The sequence below is a fragment of the Maridesulfovibrio salinus genome, assembly GCF_055394525.1.
The window spans coordinates 476,321-496,438 of sequence record NZ_AP042461.1; the positions used below are offsets into that span (position 1 = coordinate 476,321).

Here is a 20,118-nt window from a genome sequence, read left to right on the forward strand (position 1 = left end):
ATTTCCATGCTACTGGATAACCATATCTGTGAAATATACCTGTAAAACTTTAGAGCCGCCCAGAATCTGGTTGAGCCTGTCAACAATTTCCTTTTTAAGAAGGATTTTGCTCTCCATGCTGGAAAGATCCTGAAATGTCTTACTTGAAAGCAGAAGAATCAGGGTATCTTTAACCATCGGCTCTTTTTTGGACAGCTCAGCAACAGCTTCCTCGCTGACCACTTCAACATCAACACCCAGCTTGAGATACCTTCGCCCAAGAGGGTCGGCAAGGTTCACAACAAAAGTCGGAAGTGTCACGTTGAAGCCTTCTCCAGGTAAAGGCCCCTGATCGGGGTCAGCAGCGGTATCTTCCTGAGGAGCTTCCGCTGCATCCTCCGGCGGAGCGGCAAAAAATTTCTGATAGGCGAAAAACCCGCCTCCACCAAGAGCTGCCAGCAGCACCACAAGGATGATCCACTTCAGTAGTCCACCTTTCTTTTTCGGCTCTTCGCCACTTTCGTCAGCCATTTCTGTCAGCCTCTTCGTTTAGTTAATATCCACCCATATGCGGGGTGGTTTTGATCAATATTTCCACTCGCCGATTCTGGTTACGGCCTTCCGGTGTCGTATTGCTGAACATCGGATAAGTAGGCCCGTAAGCTGAAACCGTCATTCTTTCGTTCTGAATCCCCTGCTCCACAAAAAAAGTGAGCACAGACATTGCCCTGTCGCCGGAAAGCTCAAAATTTGACAGACTCATGCCACCCACGTTGTCAGTGTACCCGGCAACATTTACATCAGCCGTGCCCAGATAGTCCAGAACCGGAACCAGTTGGTAAAGCAGCCTTTTGGCACTCTCGTCAAGCTTAGACTCACCAAGAGGAAACAGCAGTTTGTCAGTAAGCACCAACGCGACCCCCTCGGGTTTTGCCAATACCTTCAGGTTTTCATCAAGAGTGGAGCGGTCCATATCCGGTGGGAGTACATCATCCGGGAAAAGAAGATCTTTTATCCGGTTCTGCCTCTCCAGAACCTCCCAGGGTCTTTCAAGGAACTCACTGACGAGCTTTACTTTGGCAGACACCCTTCCCGCGCTGCGCTTATCAAGAAAGCCAAGTTCAGCAGGCATGATAGTCACGCGGGTAATAAAGCTCTGGTCCATTGAAGCCATACTTAGCAGGAGCACAAAAAAAGTCAAAAGCAGGGTCACCAGATCTGAAAAAGTTACCAGCCACCCCCCGCCCGGCTCCGGCGGCTTTTTTACCTTATCCCTGCCCACAGCCTACCTCACTGATCCCGTGTTTCAGGGTTGCGGGGATCACCGATAGGAAATTCAAATCCATCGAACTTGAAGGATTCATCTTTTTCAACAGGACGTTGGTATTCTTTCAACTCTTTTTCCACGGCGGCACTGCGGGTATCTAGGACCAGGTCCACCCTCCGATTCATTTTTCTTCCTTCAGGGTTTGAATTAGGATGCCGGGGGCGAAATTTACCAAAAGCTTCAAGCTTCAACATCTCCGGATTCATACCCTTGTTAACCAGATAACTGTAAACAGCCAGTGACCTGTCCAAAGATATTTTCCATGAAATATCAGGAGTTAAATTCTTATCCTCCACTCGGTAGTCCTCTCCCAGCTCGTCACGCAGTATTGAAGTATGGCCGGCCACCATAACCGGATGCTTGACCCGCTTGAGGACGGGAAGAACCGTGTCCAGTATTCTCTCGCCTTCAAGAGATAGGTTGGTGCTGTCTGGTGTGAAAAGGACATCGGCACCGATGGAAAGAATCTGAACAAAACGGTTGGACTCAAAGCGAAGGTCTTCTTCTGCAAATTCCCACAACAGCGGCTTGATAGGCTCAAGATCGGAAGTGATCTCCAACGGTCCCACCTCAACAGTACGGCGTGCGTCATTCTGGGATAAAACATCATATCCCTTGGTTCCGAAGCCGAAGGTACCGATGATGGAACCGAGGACAACAAGCTTCCTGCGCTCGTCAACAACCGACATACTTACCAGAAGGACAAAAAAGGTAAGCATGAGAGTCATGAGATCACTGAAAGTCACCAGCCACAGAGGCTGGCCTTCCGGCTCAGGCGGCTTCTTCTTTCTACCCATGCAGCTCCTTACGGCAATTGCTATCGATCAGTTATTAATCAACTATTTTACGGATTTTCGGAGGCAGAAAGCTGTTCAGCTTTTCCTCTATGATTTTGGGGTTCTCACCTTTGGAAATAGAAATTATCCCTTCCATGACCATTTCACGGAGCAGAATCTCCTCTTTGCTGCGTGTTTTAAGCTTGCCTGACATGGGAGTGAATACAAGGTTGGCAAGAATAGCTCCATAAAGAGTGGTCAGCAGTGCAACAGCCATTGCCGGGCCGATGGTACTGGGGTCACTCATGGTCTGAAGCATCTGCACCAGACCGATAACAGTACCGATCATGCCCATGGCCGGAGCAAAGTCAGCAAAAATCTTGAGAATCTCGGCGCCGGTTTCGTGCCTGTTCTCCAGGTACTGGATTTCAGTCTCCAGAATCTCCTGAATGACCTGCGGCTCAAGACCGTCCACCGTAAGCTGCAACCCTTTACGAAGGAAATCATCCTCTATGGACTTAAGTGCAGGCTCAAGCGAGAGGATACCTTCGCGGCGGGCGCGGTTAGCAAAATCCATGAACTTATCAATGATTTCAGAGGGCGATTCAAGGCTGGAAAAAAAAGTTTTCTTGATTACACCGACAACCCCCAGCACATGTCCCATGGGATAGTTGACCAATGATGCCCCGATAGTCCCGCCAATAACAATCAGCATAGACGGAACAGAAATAAAAATAGTCAGAGAACTACCGACAAGAATAGCCGAGAGAACCAGCCCGAAAGAGAGCACGATGCCTATGACTGTACCCAGATCCATTAGTTCCGCCTGTTAGGTAGTTTTAAAGCCCTTGTTCACGTTTAGTTACATTGCACTTAAACTAACAGTATCCTGGCCTTTTTCCGAATATTTTCGTTCCAACCCTGACCATGGTGGAACCTTCCTCAATTGCAACCTTGAAATCACCGGTCATGCCCATGGACAGCTCGGGAAGGCTTATCCCGAACAGTTTCTCCATACCTTCGCCAAGCATTCTCAAGCGGGCAAAATACGGTCTGGCCTGTTCAGGTTTGTCAAAAAACGGAGGCAGAGCCATCAAACCTACAAGTTTGATATTATTCAACCCGAGCACTTCTTCAATAAGTGCAGGGAGCTGTTCCTCGCCCACACCGCTTTTCTGCTCTTCCCCTGCCGTATTGACCTGAATAAGAATGTTCTGAACAACCTCAAGCTGCTCAGCCTTTTTATTCAGCAAAAAAGCTAACTTGGAAGAATCAACGCTGTGCACCGCGCTGAAATTACCAGCTACCTGTTTGGCCTTCTTGGACTGCAGTCCACCAATAAAATGCCAGTCGATATCAAGCCCGGACAACTCCTGCTGCTTGGCTAGGGCCTCCTGAACATAGGACTCCCCGAAGCAACGGTGCCCGGCATTATATAATATCTCGATATCTGAAGCGGCATGCAGCTTGGAAACAGCACAAACGGTAACGTCATCAACTTTACGCCCGCAGCGGAATGCCGCATCAGCCACTTCTTCCTTAACCTCAGCGAGGTTGCACTTAAGTTCTTTTTCCCTGTTACTCATACGATCAATGCCGCCTGTTTATAAAAACGGCCTACTGTAAAATTCGGTTGATTATATAAATTTCTTTAATAAAAAGAAAACAAAAGGACAAGATTCATCGAAACCGGCTACTCGCCGAGTCCCAATGAGCGCAGAAAGCCGACATCTTCAGTCCAGCCTTCACGGACTTTGACCCACAGTTCCAGCATGACTTTCATTTCGAGCATCTCTTCGAGTTCCTGACGGGCCTGTGAACCGATTTTCTTCAAGTTCTGGCCACCCTTACCAATGATCATACCTTTGTGGTTCTTTTTGGTCGTATATATTATTGCCCCGATATTAACCAGATTGCGGTCTGTTTCCTCGGTCCAGAATTCAATTTCCACCGCAGTGTTGTAGGGGAGTTCCTGCTGAAGACTCATAAAAAGTTTTTCCCTTACAGTTTCAGAAGCCATAAAGCGCAGAGGAACAGTTGAGATCTGATCTTCAGGAAACATGGGCGCTCCTTCCGGTAGAGCCTCAACGACTTTTTCCAGAAGCACATCCGCCCCCTCGCCCTTTAAAGCGGAAACAGGAAAGAACTGCGCCTCAGGCCAGAATTCCTGGGCTTTTTCCATAACCGGAAGCAATCTGGCTTTATCTTTAACTTTGTCAACTTTGTTAACAGCAACGAAAACCGGTCTGCGGGACTGATTGACAGATTTGACCACCGGCTCCAGATCCTTCTCCATGAGATGAGGCTTGGAAGCATACAGAGCTGCATCAAAAAGGACTATAATAGCATCCGAGTTGCCCAGCGCCTCCCATGCAGAATCAAGCAGAAAACGGTTCATCTTACCACGCATGCGGTGGATACCGGGAGTATCCAGAAAAACAACCTGTGACTCATCGTTACTCAGAATACCGCTGATGCGGTTACGGGTGGTCTGGGGTTTGGGAGACACGATTGCCACCTTCTGGCCGAGATAGTGATTCATCAATGTGGATTTACCGGCATTGGGGGGGCCGATCAGTGCGACCCAGCCGAATTTATATTCAGACATTATTATTTCCTCATTACGGCGCTCTTGCTGCACCGATTGAATTTATTAGTGATAAGGCGGAACAGAGATCAGAATCCCGATTCCCTCCACAAACAGAGCCATAAAGCTGCTGTTGGCTGAAGTTACGAAACATGATCCCCGCAACTACCGATTGCAAAGTACACGAAATTCCTCTGCTACGCCAATTTCAAAATACCCTCTGGCCGAAGCCCTTCAGTCACACACAAAAAACCCTTTCCAAATCAAAGCTGGAAAGGGTTGAATTGGTCTTTCACTCAACTACAAAAAATTTAGACTTTTTCTAGTTTCACGTGAAAACAGGTGGTTATCAATTTCAGCTTTCTTCAGACTCCTGAACATAACCGCACCCTTTCTCAGGACACGCTATATGCTCTCCTTTGGCACGGGTAGTCTTTTTGACCAGAACCGGATGACCGCATTTTGGACACGGACCATCTATCGGAGGATACCAAACGGCATAATCACAGTCCGGATACTGGTCACAGGAATAAAAAATCTTTCCACGGCGGGAGCTTTTCTCAACCAGATCGCCCTTGCAGCCTTCTCGCGGGCACTTTACCCCGGTTGAGAAAGGCTTTGCATATTTGCAGTCAGGATAATTTGAGCAGGCAATAAAACGGCTGCCGCTACGGGCATGTTTGATAATTAAATCACCCTTCTCGCAGTCTGGACACTTACCGACAACTTTCGGCTCCGCCGTCTCAACGACTTTAATCTTACCCTCATCGTCACGTTCAAAATTCTTGATATTGCGGCAGTCTGGGTAAGCAGTGCACCCAAGAAACTCTCCGCGACTGGAGCGTTTTACTGCCATGGGAGAACCGCATTTGTCACAGGTGACTCCGGTGTCCTCAGGAGCTTCATCTTCAAGGGGAACGATCTTGCCTTTTTCATCCCGGGTGAAATTGACGATACTCTTGCAGTCAGGATAATTGGAGCAGCCGAGAAATTCCCCGGTACGACCGAACTTGATTACCATCGGACTGCCGCACTTCTCACAGGTGATACCCGTATCCTCTCCTCCGCGCTTCATTTCCTTGGAAGCGGTTTCAAGAGTAGGGTAAAACCCGTCAACAAAGCTTTTCATCAGCGAGGTCCACTCCATCTTGCCCTCTGCAACATCATCAAGCTGCTTTTCCATGGCTGCAGTGAACCCTACATCCATAAGCTCCTTGAAGTGTTCCGAGAGCTGATCACTGACAACAAAACCAAGCTCGGTTGGAATAAATTTCTTTTCATCAAGATTGACGTAACCGCGATCCTGGATAGTAGAAATAATGGAAGCGTAGGTAGAGGGGCGGCCTATACCCTTTTCCTCAAGCTCCCGCACCAGAGATGCTTCGGAGTAACGGGCCGGCGGCTGAGTAAACTTCTGTTCACTGTCAATCTTGTTGACCTTGAGTACCGTACCTTTTTCAAGCTTGGGGAGCTCAACAAGGTTTTCATCTCCGGTTTTACCGATCACACGCATGAAACCGGGAAAAAGCAGACGCTCGCCCTTTGAACGCCAGATGGTGTCCTTGGCCTCAATGGTGACCACGGTATCCCAGAAACGGGCCGGAGCCATCTGAGAGGCAATAAAACGGTTCCAGATCAACTTGTAAACCTTGAACTGGTCCGCCGGAAGAAAAGGTTTCACATCCTCGGGAAGAATTGAAGCATCAACAGGACGGATCGCTTCGTGAGCGTCCTGCGCCCCACCTTTGGACTTATAGTGCCGGGGCTTTTCCGGATAGAACTCATTGCCGTATTTCTCCAGAATAACCTTCTTGGCTGTATCGCGGGCTTCGTTGGCAATTCGGACGGAATCGGTACGCATGTAGGTGATGAGAGCTGTTGTTCCCTTCTCCCCGAGTTCGACACCTTCGTACAGACGCTGAGCAAGAGTCATGGTTCTTTTCGCAGTATATCCCAGGCGGCGGTTTGCGTCCTGCTGAAGGGTGGAAGTGATATAAGGCGGCAGGGGATTTCTTTTGCGTTCCTTTTCAGTAAGATCGGTAATCTCAAAAGGAACTCCTTTGACAGAAGCTTCAAGAGCTTCTGCTTCTTCAGCAGAACCTATTTCAGCCTTCTTACCGTCCACTTTCCAAAGGTCAGCAACAAAAGGAGGCGGATTATCACCCTCAACATGCGCTTTGAAAAGCCAGTATTCCTCGGGAATAAAAGCACGGCGGGCTTTTTCTCTCTCCACAACAAGCTTGAGGGCAACAGACTGGACGCGCCCTGCGGAAATGCCGCGTTTCACCTTTTTCCAGAGGATGGGGGAAATTTTGTAGCCAACCAGGCGGTCCAGAATACGACGCGCCTGCTGGGAATCGAAAAGCTGCTCGTTTAGCGGCTTGGGGTGCTCCAATGCTTCCTTAACGGCCTTGGCAGTAATTTCGTTAAACTGGATACGGCTCACATTCTCATTGACTTCCTTGATGATGGCCGCAACGTGCCACCCAATAGCCTCTCCTTCACGGTCGGGGTCAGGAGCCAGGAAGACATGATCAGCCTTTGCTGCAGCCTTCTTCAGTTTATTGACCACATCCTCTTTTCCGGGAATGATCTGGTACTGTGGGGTAAAATCACCGTTTTCTTCGACTCCGAGCTTGTTCTTCGGAAGATCCCGCACATGGCCAACGGAAGCAGCCACCTGATAGTTCTTTCCAAGGAACTTGCTAATAGTCTTCACCTTTGCCGGGGACTCAACAACAATCAAATCTTTGCTCATAGTTTGGAGCCTATAACCATCAAGTAGACACTATGCAACCATAAAAAATCATTCGGAAGGTACATACCCCCTTCAAAACCACCGACCAAAACCTTCAGATATTATTATTAACTATCTCAAGAATCAGGAAGAAATGCATTTTTTTAAAGCGCATAATTTATCATGTAAAATTTTTGTTTCATTTCCATCACGTGCAGCCAACTCCAGTTCCTTGGCCTTGACTGTCACCTCAGGAAGTCCGAAAGTTCTTGCCGAACCTGCCACCGCATGCGCTCCCTTGTAAAGCTTCACCAAATCCACCATGGAACCTGAACTTTCATAGTCTGCAAGATTTTTTTCAAGTTCAGCTACTCGATCACCAAGAGCCAAAGCATATTTTCTGTTAAGCTCAGCCAGCTTTTCTTCAAGACTGCCCATATATTCACCTTACTCCCGTTAAACAAAAAGCCCGCATTTTAAAATGCGGGCTTGATTATGCTGACAAACTCAAAATCAACAGACTGGTGAAAAAACAATCGGATCTTTGACGCAGCAACAATTCAGATCTTGCTTTCCTGACAGTCTGACACCCACATTCGAGGCAATGCGGGTATCATACGATTATTTTCTTTTAATGCAAATTGGTTAGCGTCTGGAGCTGTTCATCAGGGCTACTCCGGCTCCGGCAATCAGCAGAGCCAGAATCAGGAAGTGAATAAACATATCCTTCTGAATTGCACCCCAGATTATATAAATTGAACCGCAACCGGCCAGCACAGGACAGATAAATCTGCCCAGCGGACCGAGTTCGGTAAAAGTTTTCATAACCCAGATGTAGATGGAAATGTAGATAACATAAAGGAATGCGATGGGCAGTTCTGAGATATCCATGAACTGTCCCCACCAGCCGTGGAAGTTACCATACCAGACCATAAGCCAGAACAGAGAAAGGAAATATCCCAGAATAGCGGAGTGGCTGGTGCTGTTGGTAACGGGGTTGATTTTCTTGAACAGGTCCGCTCTGGGCCCCAAATTACGGGAAGCAATGGAAAACATGCCGCGGGCACAACCCATGATCAGGCCGTTGAGAGTTCCCAGACAGGAAATAATAACGAAAACAGTAAGCAGTGTTCCGCCTACAGAACCGAAAATCATTTCAATAACACGAACCGGTGCAGCATCGCCCTCGGCCAGAACCTGATCATTAGTCAGCACCCCTGAAATTCCGAGATAGTAAAGCATGTAGATGGTCATTACCGCAATTGTCCCTACAACCAGAGCCTTGGGCAGAGTGCGTTTTGCATCCTTGAGTTCGGCATTGATTACAGTTGCGATGATCCAGCCCTCGTAGGCAAAAGCGGTTGAGAGAGTTGCAACGGCAAGTCCGCCACCGCTGCCTGAAATGGCTTCAGCAGTCTGGACGAAATTCTGCATGGTCTGGCCGCTGGTCAGTCCGGCTATTCCGCCGACAATGGCCACAAGTCCAAGAGGAATGAGCTTGATTACAGTTGAAGAAACCTGCCATTTACCGGCCAGAACAGGTGAATAGTAGTTGAGAAGAAAAAAACCGGTCAAATATACAAATGAAAGAGGCCAGAGAGCATCTTTCATTCCGATGAGGCCCACAGTATAGTTAGCGGAAACCCATGCAAGAACGGCCACAAGGGTCGGGTAGTAAATGAAGGTCATAAACCAGCCGACCATATAGCCGGCCTTTTCACCATATGCTTCTTCAAAATAATCCACGAGACCGTTTACCTTCTCGATGCGGGTAGCTATTTTTGAAAAAACATATGCTGTGACAACCATGATGGACCCACCGATCAGCCATGCGATCAGGGCAGTAGGGAGATCACCTCCTGCGGCCTTGAGGACATCATCTGCCTTAAAGAATACACCGGAGCCTATAACAATTCCCACAACCATTGCAGTTGCAGTCCAAAACCCGTATTTTTTTTGTAAATTATCCATTCCGGAACACACCCCTTTTATATTTTATCCAGCTTCCCTGCCCCCTACTCTGAAAATGGCGCGAGTATGGAAGTATGCGGCAACACAGGAAAGAGCCATAACAAAAAAACACAAGATAAACGTCCCGGCCTGAGCATCCCTGCTGGAGATAAAAGAAATTTCTGATTCCCAGACATTGTTCCGTATCTGTGTACAAACAGGTTTTTTTGCTCGGATATTACAATTATGTCCAGATTTTTTTTACCATTTATGATCAAAAAGGAAATTTAGTATTAATAAATTACTCAAAAATAAGAATTGAATTCGCAATACCGCAAAATGCTGCAAACACATAAAAGACAATATGCTTCGGCACTTGCAAGAATGGCTTGCTGTATCAATAAATTGAAAAATCCCGGGCAACATAAGCTGCACGGGATTTTATAAGCGACCATTATTAAATTGCCGGGAAAGGCAAGTACTTTATTAGGAGACTACATCCTTCTTTTTTCTGCGATTCTCACGCCACTCCATAAAACCCATGAGCAGATCCCATTCAATGGGGATTATGAACAAAGTCAGAAAAGTAGCTGTACAAAGACCGGTAACAAATGTTGAAGCCATAGCACCCCAGACCAGCGAGTAGGAAGGAAATCCCACAGCCATGGGCAGCAGTCCAAGAGTTGTGGTCAGAGTCGTAAGCAGAATGGGGCGCAGTCTTATACGCACTCCTTCTCGCATGGCTTCCTTGCGGTTCATTCCACCTTTATAGAGCTTATTCATGAAATCCAGCAGCACAAGGGAGTCATTGACCACGACACCGGTTACACCGACAGTGGCAATGAAACTGTTTACAGTGAATATTGTCTGAGACACAAAGGTCCCGAGAATTACTCCGGTCAGGGAAAAAACCACGGCAGAAAGAATGATAACCGGCTGGGCATAAGACTGAAACTGGGTCGCCAGAATTAGATAAATGATCAAAATAGCGGTTAGAAAAGCATAAACAAGCGAGGTATAGGACTTCTTGGTCGACTCGAACTCACCGGAGAAGTTAATAGTTGCCCCCGGATAGTCTAACCGCACACTCTCATAATACTTCTGAACCCTGTTAACTGCGGCTGGAGATGAAAGCCTTGAACCGGGCTTGATATTTGCGGTGATAGTCACCGCACGCTGGCTCATAAAACGGTTGAACTGCCCCGATTCCATGTAAATGGAGACATCACAGATATCCCCGAGACGGACCGGACTTTGATTATGTTCCAGTACAGGTATGGCCAGAGCATCTTCAGGAGTGAGCAGATAATCAGGGTCAATCTTTAGACGGAGGTCCACATCTTCATCAGAAAGCCGGAATTCACCGACAAATCTGCCGTCAAGAACAGATCCCGATAACGATGCGACCTGTCTGGGGGTTAATCCGTATTCAGCCACTCTCTCCTTTAACGGCTCAAAACGGAAAATACGGTTGGGTGTACCGTCATCTGTGGAGAGGTTAACAAGATGAGGACCAAGCTCCTCATTCTCCTTGATAAATCTCATTATTGCCGAGGTCAGCTCCTTCACAGAGGCATGATCGGAACCCAGAATACGTATGTTTATATCCTTTCCGGTAGGAGGCCCGTCCTTCTCGGGGCGCACACGGAATGTCCACCCCTCCTCGTCAAACTGTTCAAGGGCTTTACGCATATACTCAAGATGGCTGCCTGGATCATTTTTCGGAGCATCCGCAAAAACCTGTTTTTCCTTGGCCGGCAATTCAACCACGATATTTCCGAGATTGCTGCCATGGACCATCTCGTAGTCCTCATTCTGATAAAAACCGGCAAATGCCGTGGCCGACTTGGCCATGCCCGGCCCCATCTTTTCCACAAATACCGAAATACGCTTAAGTTTATCGGAAGTAACCTCGATAGGGGTCGCTTCCGGGCCTTCTAGCTCAATATAATAAAGTGAGTAGTCATCAGGAAAAAATTTGATTTTGATCAACGGCAAAGTACCGCTGAGAGAAACTCCCAGAATAAAAATAGCTGATATGAAAGCCACAAGCACAACTGTCAAGGAACTGAAACGGAAACGCATCACAACAGACAGAAGTCCGTCTGTCCATTTGCGCAAAGGATGCATGAAGGCCGGCTCACGAGTGTGCCTCTCACTATTCAAGGCAAGGCTTTTAGCACCCGGCCAATCCAGAAAATGCGGAGGAAGAATCAAAAGACACTCAATCAGGGAGGCTATGAGGGCGAAGGTAACTGCTTTGGGAACCTGAGCAAAAAACTCCCCGGTAGATCCAGACATAATAAGCATGGGCAGAAACGCGGCAACAGTGGTTGCAGTTGCCGAAACAACGGGCAGAAAAACCTCCGCAGTTCCGTCCACTACCGCCTCTTTGAGGGGCTTGCCCTCCTGCACATGCCGGAAGATATTCTCCACAACGACAATAGCGTCATCAACTATGATCCCCGTAACGAGAACAAAGGAAAACAGGGTTATCTGGTTGAGCGAGTTCCCGGTCAGCTTCATTATGATCATGGTAACCAGAAAGGCAAAAGGAACCCCGATCGTGGTCAGCATTGCGTTACGGAAGCCCATAACAAGGTAAATAACTATAAAAACCAGCACTATACCCACAAGCAGGTTCATGCCAAGAGTATTAAGCGCGTCGTCAATGTGCAGACGCTGATCACTGGTCAAAACAATGCTGACCCCTTCTTTTTCAAGAGGTTCATGAAATGAATCAGCAATCTTTTCAACTTCTTCAGCGATTGTGACCGCGTTACCGTCCACAGATTTAACGATCTTAAGAGTAACCGCATTATGCCCGTTAATGGAGGTGATCACCTGAGGATCACGATAAGCAACACGGGCATCACTCATAACATCGCCGACAGTTACAAAAGAACCGTCTCCGTCCATGCGCACGATGGTTTCAGCAATCTCCTCACGGGTACGAAACCTCTCATCAACTACAATGACATATTCACCGCTCGCGGCAACAAAGTCTCCGGCAGGAATGGAAATATTTGCCTCATCGAGTGCCCTTGCTACATCATCAAAGGTGAGCTTGAAACGGACCAGTTTACGTGGATCGAGATTCACATGAAATTCACGGGTATACTCCCCCTCTATCTCAACCTCATTAACCCCCGGTATCTTCCGCAACTGGACCTTTATCTCGTCAGCCATCATGGACAGGGCCCGGTTAGCACGGTCGCCTACCAGACACAGCCTGATGACCGGAAGCCATTCACTGACATTGATCTCCATAAAACTGGGCGGGTCCATCTCCCTCGGAAGATCATTCTGGATCGACAGTACCCTGAATCTTAATTCGTCATAGCCCGTTGCATAATCAGTATCATCAATGAACTTGACCATGATGCTCGAACGCTCACGAAAAGACCGCGATCGGATATATTCAACATTTTCTAGATCGTCCAAAGCATCTTCGATCTTTTTGGTTACCAGCGCTTCCACATCAGACGGAGAAGCTCCCGGCAGAAAGCCGCTTACCATCACCTTGCCCATGTGCACGTTCGGATAACGTTCCACCGGAAGATCTGTCATGCTGAAAATACCGACAACCATCAGCAGTACAAAAATAACATTGATGAAAACAGTCTGTTTCAATGTGAAACGCAGCAAGCCTTTCATGGAAATGCCTCCGAAAATCTATAACGCTAATGGACAAGTGAACATACACTTTTTTATTGAGAAACCACTTCCTGGACCACAGCCTGTCATACCTAAATCTGACTTAAGCTGCACCGACCATGCCTGAGCAGGGCCATATATGTTTTCAGGAAGAAACTGGAATTGAACCGAATATATTATTAGCAGTAGAACAATTCTAACGCACACTGTAAACAGCGTTCACCGATAATACTCTAGCGATTATATGTAAAGCACACATGACTATTTTGATCATTGCTGCAAAATTTTCTGACAAGCAGCTATGTTGGATTTACACCAGTGTTCCGCTTTGAGGGATAAAAAAGATTCCATAAACCACTACATTACCGGCACTTATCCTGTCTTTAAGTAATAAAAAACCCGGAAAGATTTCAACTTTCCGGGTTTTTATCAAACGGCAGGATTATGATTAAATAACTTTATTGAGAGGATATTCAATAATGCCTTCTGCGCCCATATCAATGAGCTGAGGGATAAGCTCACGGACAACAACTTCCTCGACCATGATTTCAACGGATACCCACTCGGCATCGGAAAGCGAGGAAACAGTGGGAGAATTCAAGCTGGGCATTACCTTCATGGCTTGTTCAAGAGCTTTCTTAGGCATGTTCATTTTAAGGCCGACCATTTTCTCAGCACGGAGAGCACCCTGCAAAAGCAGATTGATATTTTCTATTTTCTTACGCTTCCAAGGATCATTCCAAGCTTCCTTGTTGGCAATCAGACGGGTGTTGGTCTGCATCACTTCATCAATGATTCTGAGCCCATGCGCCTTGATGGTGGTTCCGGTCTCCGTAACCTCGACAATAGCATCGCAAAGCCCTTCAACCACCTTGGCTTCAGTGGCTCCCCAAGAATAAAAAACCTCTACATCAATGCCTTTATCTTCGAAGTATTTCTTAGTTACACCGAGAAGTTCAGTGGCAACTTTTTTTCCCGCAAGATCTTCGGGCTTCTGGTAGGGGGAATCTCCGGCTACTGCGAGAATCCAGCGAGCAGGACGGTTTGAGACTTTGGAGTATACGAGGCTGGAAACTTCAACAACATCAGAGTTGTTTTCAAGGATCCAGTCTTTACCGGTCATACCGACATCAAGAATGCCATCTTCGACATATTTCGCCATCTCCTGCGCGCGGCACATGGAAATATTGAGCTCTTCGTCGTTTACATCCGGAAAGTAGTTTCTGTGGTGCAGGTTGATTTTCCAGCCGGATTTGGCAAAGAGTTTGATGGTTGAATCCTGCAGGGAACCTTTAGGCAGACCGATTTTGAGCTTATTGGACATTATTTGTATACCTCCTTGGGGTCAAAAACCATGGGCGAACATTCAATAACTTCGCCGTCCTTTAGTTCACGATAAAAGCAGCTTCTATAACCTTTGTGGCAGGCAGCCCCGCCAATCTGATCAATAAGCAGCACAAGAGTGTCACTGTCACAGTCAATTCTGATAGACTTGATCTTCTGAACATGGCCCGATGTGCCGCCCTTATGCCAGAGGGTACTCCGGCTTCTGCTCCAGTAATGGGCATCACCGGTTTCAAGCGTTTTATTCCATGCTTCTTCATTCATGTATGCCATCATCAGGACCTCTCCTGTTTCGGCATCCTGCGCGATGGCAGGTATGAGTTCCATTTTTTCAAAATCTGGCTTGATCATACAATCCTCTGTCTGGAGCGGCCTTATGAGCCTGTTTGAAGATTACTAAATTGGAATATATTCCAGCCTGCTGCCTGTATAGAGATTCCATGAACACAAAAAAAGCGCCGGCTGTGTTCAGGCGGCGCTTTTGGGTGTGTTAAGGAAATATCTGCGTGTTTATTCGCTTTTTTCCTGGCACTCCTTGCATACGCCGAAGAGGTACATTTCATGATGGGTGAGCACGAAACCATGCTTCTTTGCGAGTTCTTCCTGCAGATGTTCGATTTCATTATCTACTGCTTCGATGGTTTTGCCGCAACGTTCACAGACAAGATGATCATGATGCTCATGACCGTACTTATGCTCGTAGCGGATTACACCGTCGTTGAAATCGACAGCTTTTGCGATGCCGGATTCGGCAAGAAGTTTCAGGGTACGGTAAACTGTAGCCTGACCGATGGAAGAATCTTCTTTTCTTATCAGGTTGTACAGCTCTTCTGAGGAAACGTGGCCTTCCTCGGCGAGAAACACCTGCAGAATTGTTCTGCGCTGAGGGGTCATCTTAAGTCGTTGCCGTGAAAGGTATTCGGCAAAAATATCCTGTGCTGACTTCATTAAACTGTATCCAAGATTTTGTGTTTACCGTTACGAATACAGTCTCCCTACATTGGATTGAATACCAATGTCAAATCCTGATTGCCCATATCGAGACATAAGAGTATGAATATCGCAAATTAATGACAAAAATATGTCTTAATGATGAATTTAATCATAATTTTGCAGACTGGAGCGGTCCGGTCTGGGATGTAACAGAATCTATCAAGGAGTTTATAATGGAACTGGAAAAATTTATTTCTGAATGGGAACAGGACCCTGCTGGAGTGAAAAAAGTTTTCGTAGAATTCAAAGAACTTCTGGAATCGCTTGGTGACACAAAAATTGAATTTCATGCCCGTCCCGGCGTCACTTATTCCATGCGCGGTGTAAAAACCTCCCAGACCAAATGGCCTCTTTACGTGATGGTCGATGTCATTGATGACGACCCGGCAGACCGCTGGCTTTCAGTCTGCTTTTTCGGCGATTGCATCACCGATCCGGACGAATTGGGTGATCTTGTTCCCGGTGGACTTCTCGGTGAAGACGGGCACTGCTTTGACGCTGACGACGCTGAGTCAAAGGACTATCTCGCAGCACGTATCAAAGAAGCACACTCCAACCAGTAGAAATCTTTCCTGAACAGCTAATTGATGCCGGGAGGAGTTGTATCTGCTCTCGGCATTTTTACTTGCAATATCCAGCTCTGATACTATTCTCTGACTCATGGAGAAAAAATCCCCAGCCCCAAAAGACTCGGAATTAATAAAACTCAAAAGAATTCCATTCATGAAGAGCAGTGTGGAAATGCTGAGAGCCAGCTATACTAATCAGAATTTCTCCAGACATATGCATGAGGACTACGCTGTCGGAATTATTGAAAGAGGCGCAATGGGATTCAGATACCGTGGGGAAAACCTGGTTGCCTCCAAGGGACTTATCAATCTTGTTGTTCCCGGAGAATCCCATGACGGTCATGCATTTTCTGAAGAAGGCTGGACCTACCGCATGTTCTACCTGCCCCCAGAGCTTATGAAAAATGCGGCCGCTGAAATTTCTCCGAAATCATTTCAACCCCATTTTCGAGCCGGAATTCTTGATGACAGCCAGTTGGCCAACCAGATCATTCAAGTTCATAAAATTCTTGATGAAGAAAAAACCTCATCCTTGGAAAAGGAAACCCTCCTGTTAACCCTCCTGATCAACTGGATTACCCGCCATGCAGATAGCCAGAGAAATATACCGCCGGAAGGTAGCGAGCACAGGGCAGTGCAGATTGCCCGTGAATATATTGAAGACTGCTACACTGATGATTCAAACCTTGAGCAACTGTCCGAGCTGGGAGGCTTAAGTCCGTTCCACTTTATTAGGGTTTTTGAAAAACATACCGGGATCACCCCGCATGCCTATCTTACACAGGTTCGGGTCAACCGGGCTAAAACAATGCTCGATTCAGGATTAAGACTGGCAGAGATAGCAGCAACCTGTGGATTTTTCGATCAGAGCCACCTCACCAGACACTTTCGCAGACAGTTCGGCATCACTCCCGGCAAATACCGCAATTTTATCCAAAACAAATATTAGACGCATGCTTAGTCTCAATCTCCAAAAGGAGTATTGAATGGTTAAAGCATATCTAAATCTCTCGCTGGCAATGATTATTGTCGGCAGCTCGGTTGTAGCTGGTAAAATCATGGTAGACGGTCTTCCGGTCTTTCTTTCTTCAGGACTTCGCTTCCTGCTGGCTTCAGTGGCAATACTGCCCATCCTTTTCTACAGAGAAGGCGGATTTCCTGAATTGACGAAGGCAAGTTGGATGATTCTGGCATTACAGGCCTTATGCGGATCATTCTTATTCACTGTATTGCTACTGTACGGTCTCAAGGATATAAGTCCGGCATCAGCAGGCATAGTAACCAGTACAACACCTATGTTCATGGGCATAATAGGCTGGGTATTTTTCAAGGAAAAATGCTCCGCGAGCGCTCTCACAGGAATTATCCTTTCATTTGCCGGGATTATAATAATCGGCAGTGGACAATCCACTGGTGACGGGCAGAATTCCTTTTTGGGACTTATGCTGGTGCTTGGAGCGGTTGCAGCGGAATCTCTATTTCTTGTGCTCCGCAAATGGATAAAAGAACCGATCTCGCCATTAGCTGCAACAGCTATAATCTGCCTGCTTGGACTGCTATGGTTTCTACCCAGCGCGATCTATGAAGCATTCAGCGTTAACTTTTCAAGAGTCACCCCGCAAACATGGGGGGCGGTCATTTATTACGGTCTGGTTGTAACTGTTATGGCCTACTTATTCTGGTTTGCCGGAGTCGTACATGTCCCGGCATCTTCAGCTGGAATCATTACCGGGATATTGCCGGTCTCAGCAGTCTTTTTGTCCGCGCTGGTGCTCGGTGAAGATCTACACTGGTATCACCTGGCAGGGTGTGTACTTGTACTTTCAGGAATTCTGTCCATATCGGGAATACTAAGCCGCTTTTCCCCCAAAAAAGATATTCGACCTAAGAAGGAACAAATTTAATAATAACTTGATCTTTTATTTTACTAATACTTTCTGCTATGTTTTTCGCGATGATATGAACCGAAGCTATATTAATCGAATTCATATTGAAATCATTACAGCTTTCATCATAAATATTCCCTCTTGGAGTCAACAGGAGTCACCATGAGCAAAGCGAAAGTATTCGACAGATCCGGACCAAGAACAATCGACAACATGCTGCACCCTTTTTATGAATTTGTAAGGGTTGAATCATCAGGCGGTCTGGTTCTCATCATCACCACGATCATTGCCCTTATCTGGGCCAACTCACCCTGGGGACACCTATACGAAGCATTTAAAAATGTTAATCTCACCATAGGAGCGGGAGATTTTATTCTATCAAAACCCGCTATTTTATGGATTAATGACGGCCTGATGGCTGTTTTCTTCTTTCTGGTCGGATTAGAGATCAAACGAGAAATCCTTGTTGGAGAGCTTAACTCATTCAGGCAGGCCTCACTACCTATCTTCGCCGCCATAGGAGGAATGATAGCTCCGGCGCTTATTTTCGCGGTGTTCAACTACGGAGCCCCGTCAGCTCATGGCTGGGGGATTCCCATGGCAACAGATATCGCTTTTTCGCTGGGAGTGCTTTCCATGCTTGGGGACCGAGCTCCTTTGAGTCTCAAAGTATTCCTCACCGCAGTGGCAATTGTGGATGATATCGGAGCAATACTGGTTATAGCAGTGTTCTATTCTTCGGGAGTATCTGTCTGGATCATCGGTCTGGGAATGCTCTTCTTTGTCTGCATGCTGCTTCTAAACCGTATGGGAGTCAGATCCCCGCTGCCGTACCTGCTGCTTGGCGTCCTCATGTGGCTTGCATTTCTGAAAAGCGGAGTACACGCTACTGTTGCTGGAGTTCTGGCCGCAATGACCATCCCGGCTTCAACCAGAATATGCTGTCAGGATTTCACTGAATCAATGAACAAACATATCAGCGATTATGGCAATGCCAGCGGCACCGGTGCCGTAACCCTCTCAAACAAGCAAATGCTTTCTGCTCTGGGACATATGGGCAGGGATGTTCTAATGGCCTCGCCCCCTCTGAAAAGAATAGAGCACAACCTCCACCACTGGGTGGCATTCGGAATCATGCCTGTCTTTGCACTGGCCAATGCCGGAATCAATTTCAGCAGCGAAGGAGGAATTGACCCTTTCAACCCGGTAAGTCTCGGTATCTTCACAGGTCTGATCTTAGGTAAGGCTGTCGGAATCTGCTCTGCCAGTTGGCTGGCTATCAAAATCGGCATAGCTGACATGCCAAGGACAATGCAACCGGGGCACTTTCTCGGTGCTTCATTGCTGGCAGGCATCGGCTTTACCATGTCTATCTTTATTGCCACACTGGCATGGGATGAGACTTCCCACTTTATCATTGATGCCAAGTTCAGTATTCTGATCGCTTCAACAGTAGCAGGAATATTAGGTTTCCTGGTCCTGCGCAGCTGCCCGCTGAATCTACATTGCCAGAGAGAGGATTAGCTTTGAAATACGACAGTGAAAGGGTCGGGGCGGTTATAGCCCGCTACAGGGAAGACCTGTCCTGGATTGAAGATTTATGCTGTACCGCAACTGTCTACAACAAAGGGCAGGCCGAAATTGAGGGTGCCATAAGACTGGCGAATACAGGGAGAGAGTCCCACACCTATCTAACCCATATTGTGCGCCTTTATCCCGATTTCCCGGATTTCACGGTTTTTCTGCAGGGAACCCCTTTTTTCCATATGGAGGAAGGAGCCGACTGTTCAACGCTCAATTCAATCATAGCTCAAAACATGGAGCGCAATATCCCATTCAAGGGCTTTGCCTGGTTCCGCATGGTCTGCGACAAGCAGGGAAGGCCCCACCAGATGGCTGCCCCTGAGAAAAAGGGGAAATGGCTCGGCTGGGGTAAAGACATTCCGGTCGGATATATTTACGAACAGCTTTTTGAACGTCCATCCCCTTCCAAATTTATCGCCAGTGCCGCAACCGGTCTCTTCATGGTCCGGAAAGACAGAATACTCACCCGTCCTTTGAGTTTTTACGAAAAAGCGATCTCGCTTCTTGAATCAGATCCGCAGGATGCTGAAAATACCGGCCATGCATTCGAAAGATTATGGCAGGTCATATTCAATGGCAGCAAAGCCATAAACCCTACCTGAAGCTGAATTAATTTACCTTCACTACTCCCGTAAACCCATAGTTAAGGTTCAATCCATCCTCAAGTCCGGATCCGGGAAATAGAACCGCGCATACATACCAACCCGCAATTCTTCATTGCTGTGCACG

The 20,118-nt window shown here is 47.1% G+C and carries 18 protein-coding genes; 5 read left to right on the forward strand and 13 right to left on the reverse strand.

From position 1 onward, the window contains the following. Positions 1–9: 9 nt before the first annotated feature. The 13 genes from ACZ5PW_RS02195 to ACZ5PW_RS02255 all read right to left on the reverse strand — a co-directional run bounded on the left by ACZ5PW_RS02195 (position 10) and on the right by ACZ5PW_RS02255 (position 15,305). Positions 10–510, reverse strand: a complete 501-nt coding sequence (locus ACZ5PW_RS02195) for a flagellar basal body-associated FliL family protein (RefSeq protein ID WP_464557641.1) — start codon at positions 508–510, stop codon at positions 10–12. A gap of 22 nt (positions 511–532) precedes the next feature. Continuing rightward, entirely contained in the window at positions 533–1,261 is a 729-nt protein-coding gene (locus tag ACZ5PW_RS02200) for an OmpA/MotB family protein (protein WP_464557642.1), read from the reverse strand. An 8-nt stretch (positions 1,262–1,269) separates the two neighbouring features. Further along, positions 1,270–2,103 (reverse strand): OmpA/MotB family protein, encoded by an 834-nt coding sequence (locus ACZ5PW_RS02205; protein ID WP_464557643.1) that lies wholly within the window; start codon positions 2,101–2,103, stop codon positions 1,270–1,272. 34 nt (positions 2,104–2,137) lie between these two features. Next, positions 2,138–2,899: a motility protein A gene (locus ACZ5PW_RS02210; RefSeq protein WP_464557645.1), complete on the reverse strand. Its 762-nt coding sequence runs from the start codon at positions 2,897–2,899 to the stop codon at positions 2,138–2,140. Between the two features lie 61 nt (positions 2,900–2,960). Then, the gene (locus tag ACZ5PW_RS02215; RefSeq protein ID WP_464557646.1) at positions 2,961–3,668 is read right to left on the reverse strand and encodes a YggS family pyridoxal phosphate-dependent enzyme; all 708 of its coding nucleotides are present in this window, start codon (positions 3,666–3,668) and stop codon (positions 2,961–2,963) included. A 107-nt stretch (positions 3,669–3,775) separates the two neighbouring features. Next, a complete protein-coding gene (gene era, locus ACZ5PW_RS02220; protein WP_464560473.1) occupies positions 3,776–4,696 on the reverse strand; it encodes a GTPase Era in 921 nt (306 codons plus the stop codon). Between the two features lie 328 nt (positions 4,697–5,024). Then, the gene (topA, locus tag ACZ5PW_RS02225) at positions 5,025–7,427 is read right to left on the reverse strand and encodes a type I DNA topoisomerase (protein ID WP_464557648.1); all 2,403 of its coding nucleotides are present in this window, start codon (positions 7,425–7,427) and stop codon (positions 5,025–5,027) included. Positions 7,428–7,550: 123 nt separating this feature from the next. Further along, on the reverse strand, positions 7,551–7,844 hold the full coding sequence (locus tag ACZ5PW_RS02230; RefSeq protein WP_464557649.1) for an Hpt domain-containing protein: 294 nt from the start codon (positions 7,842–7,844) through the stop codon (positions 7,551–7,553). Positions 7,845–8,051: 207 nt separating this feature from the next. Next, complete coding sequence (locus ACZ5PW_RS02235) at positions 8,052–9,377, reverse strand: APC family permease (protein ID WP_464557650.1); 1,326 nt, start codon at positions 9,375–9,377, stop codon at positions 8,052–8,054. A gap of 465 nt (positions 9,378–9,842) precedes the next feature. Next, on the reverse strand, positions 9,843–13,013 hold the full coding sequence (locus tag ACZ5PW_RS02240) for an efflux RND transporter permease subunit (RefSeq protein ID WP_464557652.1): 3,171 nt from the start codon (positions 13,011–13,013) through the stop codon (positions 9,843–9,845). Positions 13,014–13,461: 448 nt separating this feature from the next. Further along, a complete protein-coding gene (hisG, locus tag ACZ5PW_RS02245; RefSeq protein ID WP_464557654.1) occupies positions 13,462–14,337 on the reverse strand; it encodes an ATP phosphoribosyltransferase in 876 nt (291 codons plus the stop codon). Then, complete coding sequence (gene hisI / locus ACZ5PW_RS02250) at positions 14,337–14,708, reverse strand: phosphoribosyl-AMP cyclohydrolase (protein WP_464557656.1); 372 nt, start codon at positions 14,706–14,708, stop codon at positions 14,337–14,339. Before hisI ends, hisG begins: the two co-directional genes overlap by 1 nt. 159 nt (positions 14,709–14,867) lie before the next feature. Continuing rightward, positions 14,868–15,305 (reverse strand): Fur family transcriptional regulator, encoded by a 438-nt coding sequence (locus ACZ5PW_RS02255; RefSeq protein ID WP_464557658.1) that lies wholly within the window; start codon positions 15,303–15,305, stop codon positions 14,868–14,870. Positions 15,306–15,523: 218 nt separating this feature from the next. On the opposite strand from ACZ5PW_RS02255, the gene ACZ5PW_RS02260 reads away from it, so the two are divergent. The 5 genes from ACZ5PW_RS02260 (at position 15,524) to ACZ5PW_RS02280 (ending at position 19,991) form a co-directional block, all read left to right on the forward strand. Next, positions 15,524–15,913 (forward strand): hypothetical protein, encoded by a 390-nt coding sequence (locus tag ACZ5PW_RS02260; RefSeq protein ID WP_464557660.1) that lies wholly within the window; start codon positions 15,524–15,526, stop codon positions 15,911–15,913. Positions 15,914–16,073: 160 nt separating this feature from the next. Further along, entirely contained in the window at positions 16,074–16,868 is a 795-nt protein-coding gene (locus ACZ5PW_RS02265; protein ID WP_464557662.1) for an AraC family transcriptional regulator, read from the forward strand. A 37-nt stretch (positions 16,869–16,905) separates the two neighbouring features. Continuing rightward, positions 16,906–17,823 (forward strand): DMT family transporter, encoded by a 918-nt coding sequence (locus ACZ5PW_RS02270; protein ID WP_464557664.1) that lies wholly within the window; start codon positions 16,906–16,908, stop codon positions 17,821–17,823. 144 nt (positions 17,824–17,967) lie between these two features. Next, complete coding sequence (gene nhaA / locus ACZ5PW_RS02275) at positions 17,968–19,329, forward strand: Na+/H+ antiporter NhaA (RefSeq protein ID WP_464557665.1); 1,362 nt, start codon at positions 17,968–17,970, stop codon at positions 19,327–19,329. A 2-nt stretch (positions 19,330–19,331) separates the two neighbouring features. After that, positions 19,332–19,991 (forward strand): DUF3431 domain-containing protein, encoded by a 660-nt coding sequence (locus ACZ5PW_RS02280; RefSeq protein WP_464557667.1) that lies wholly within the window; start codon positions 19,332–19,334, stop codon positions 19,989–19,991. Positions 19,992–20,118 lie beyond the last annotated feature (127 nt).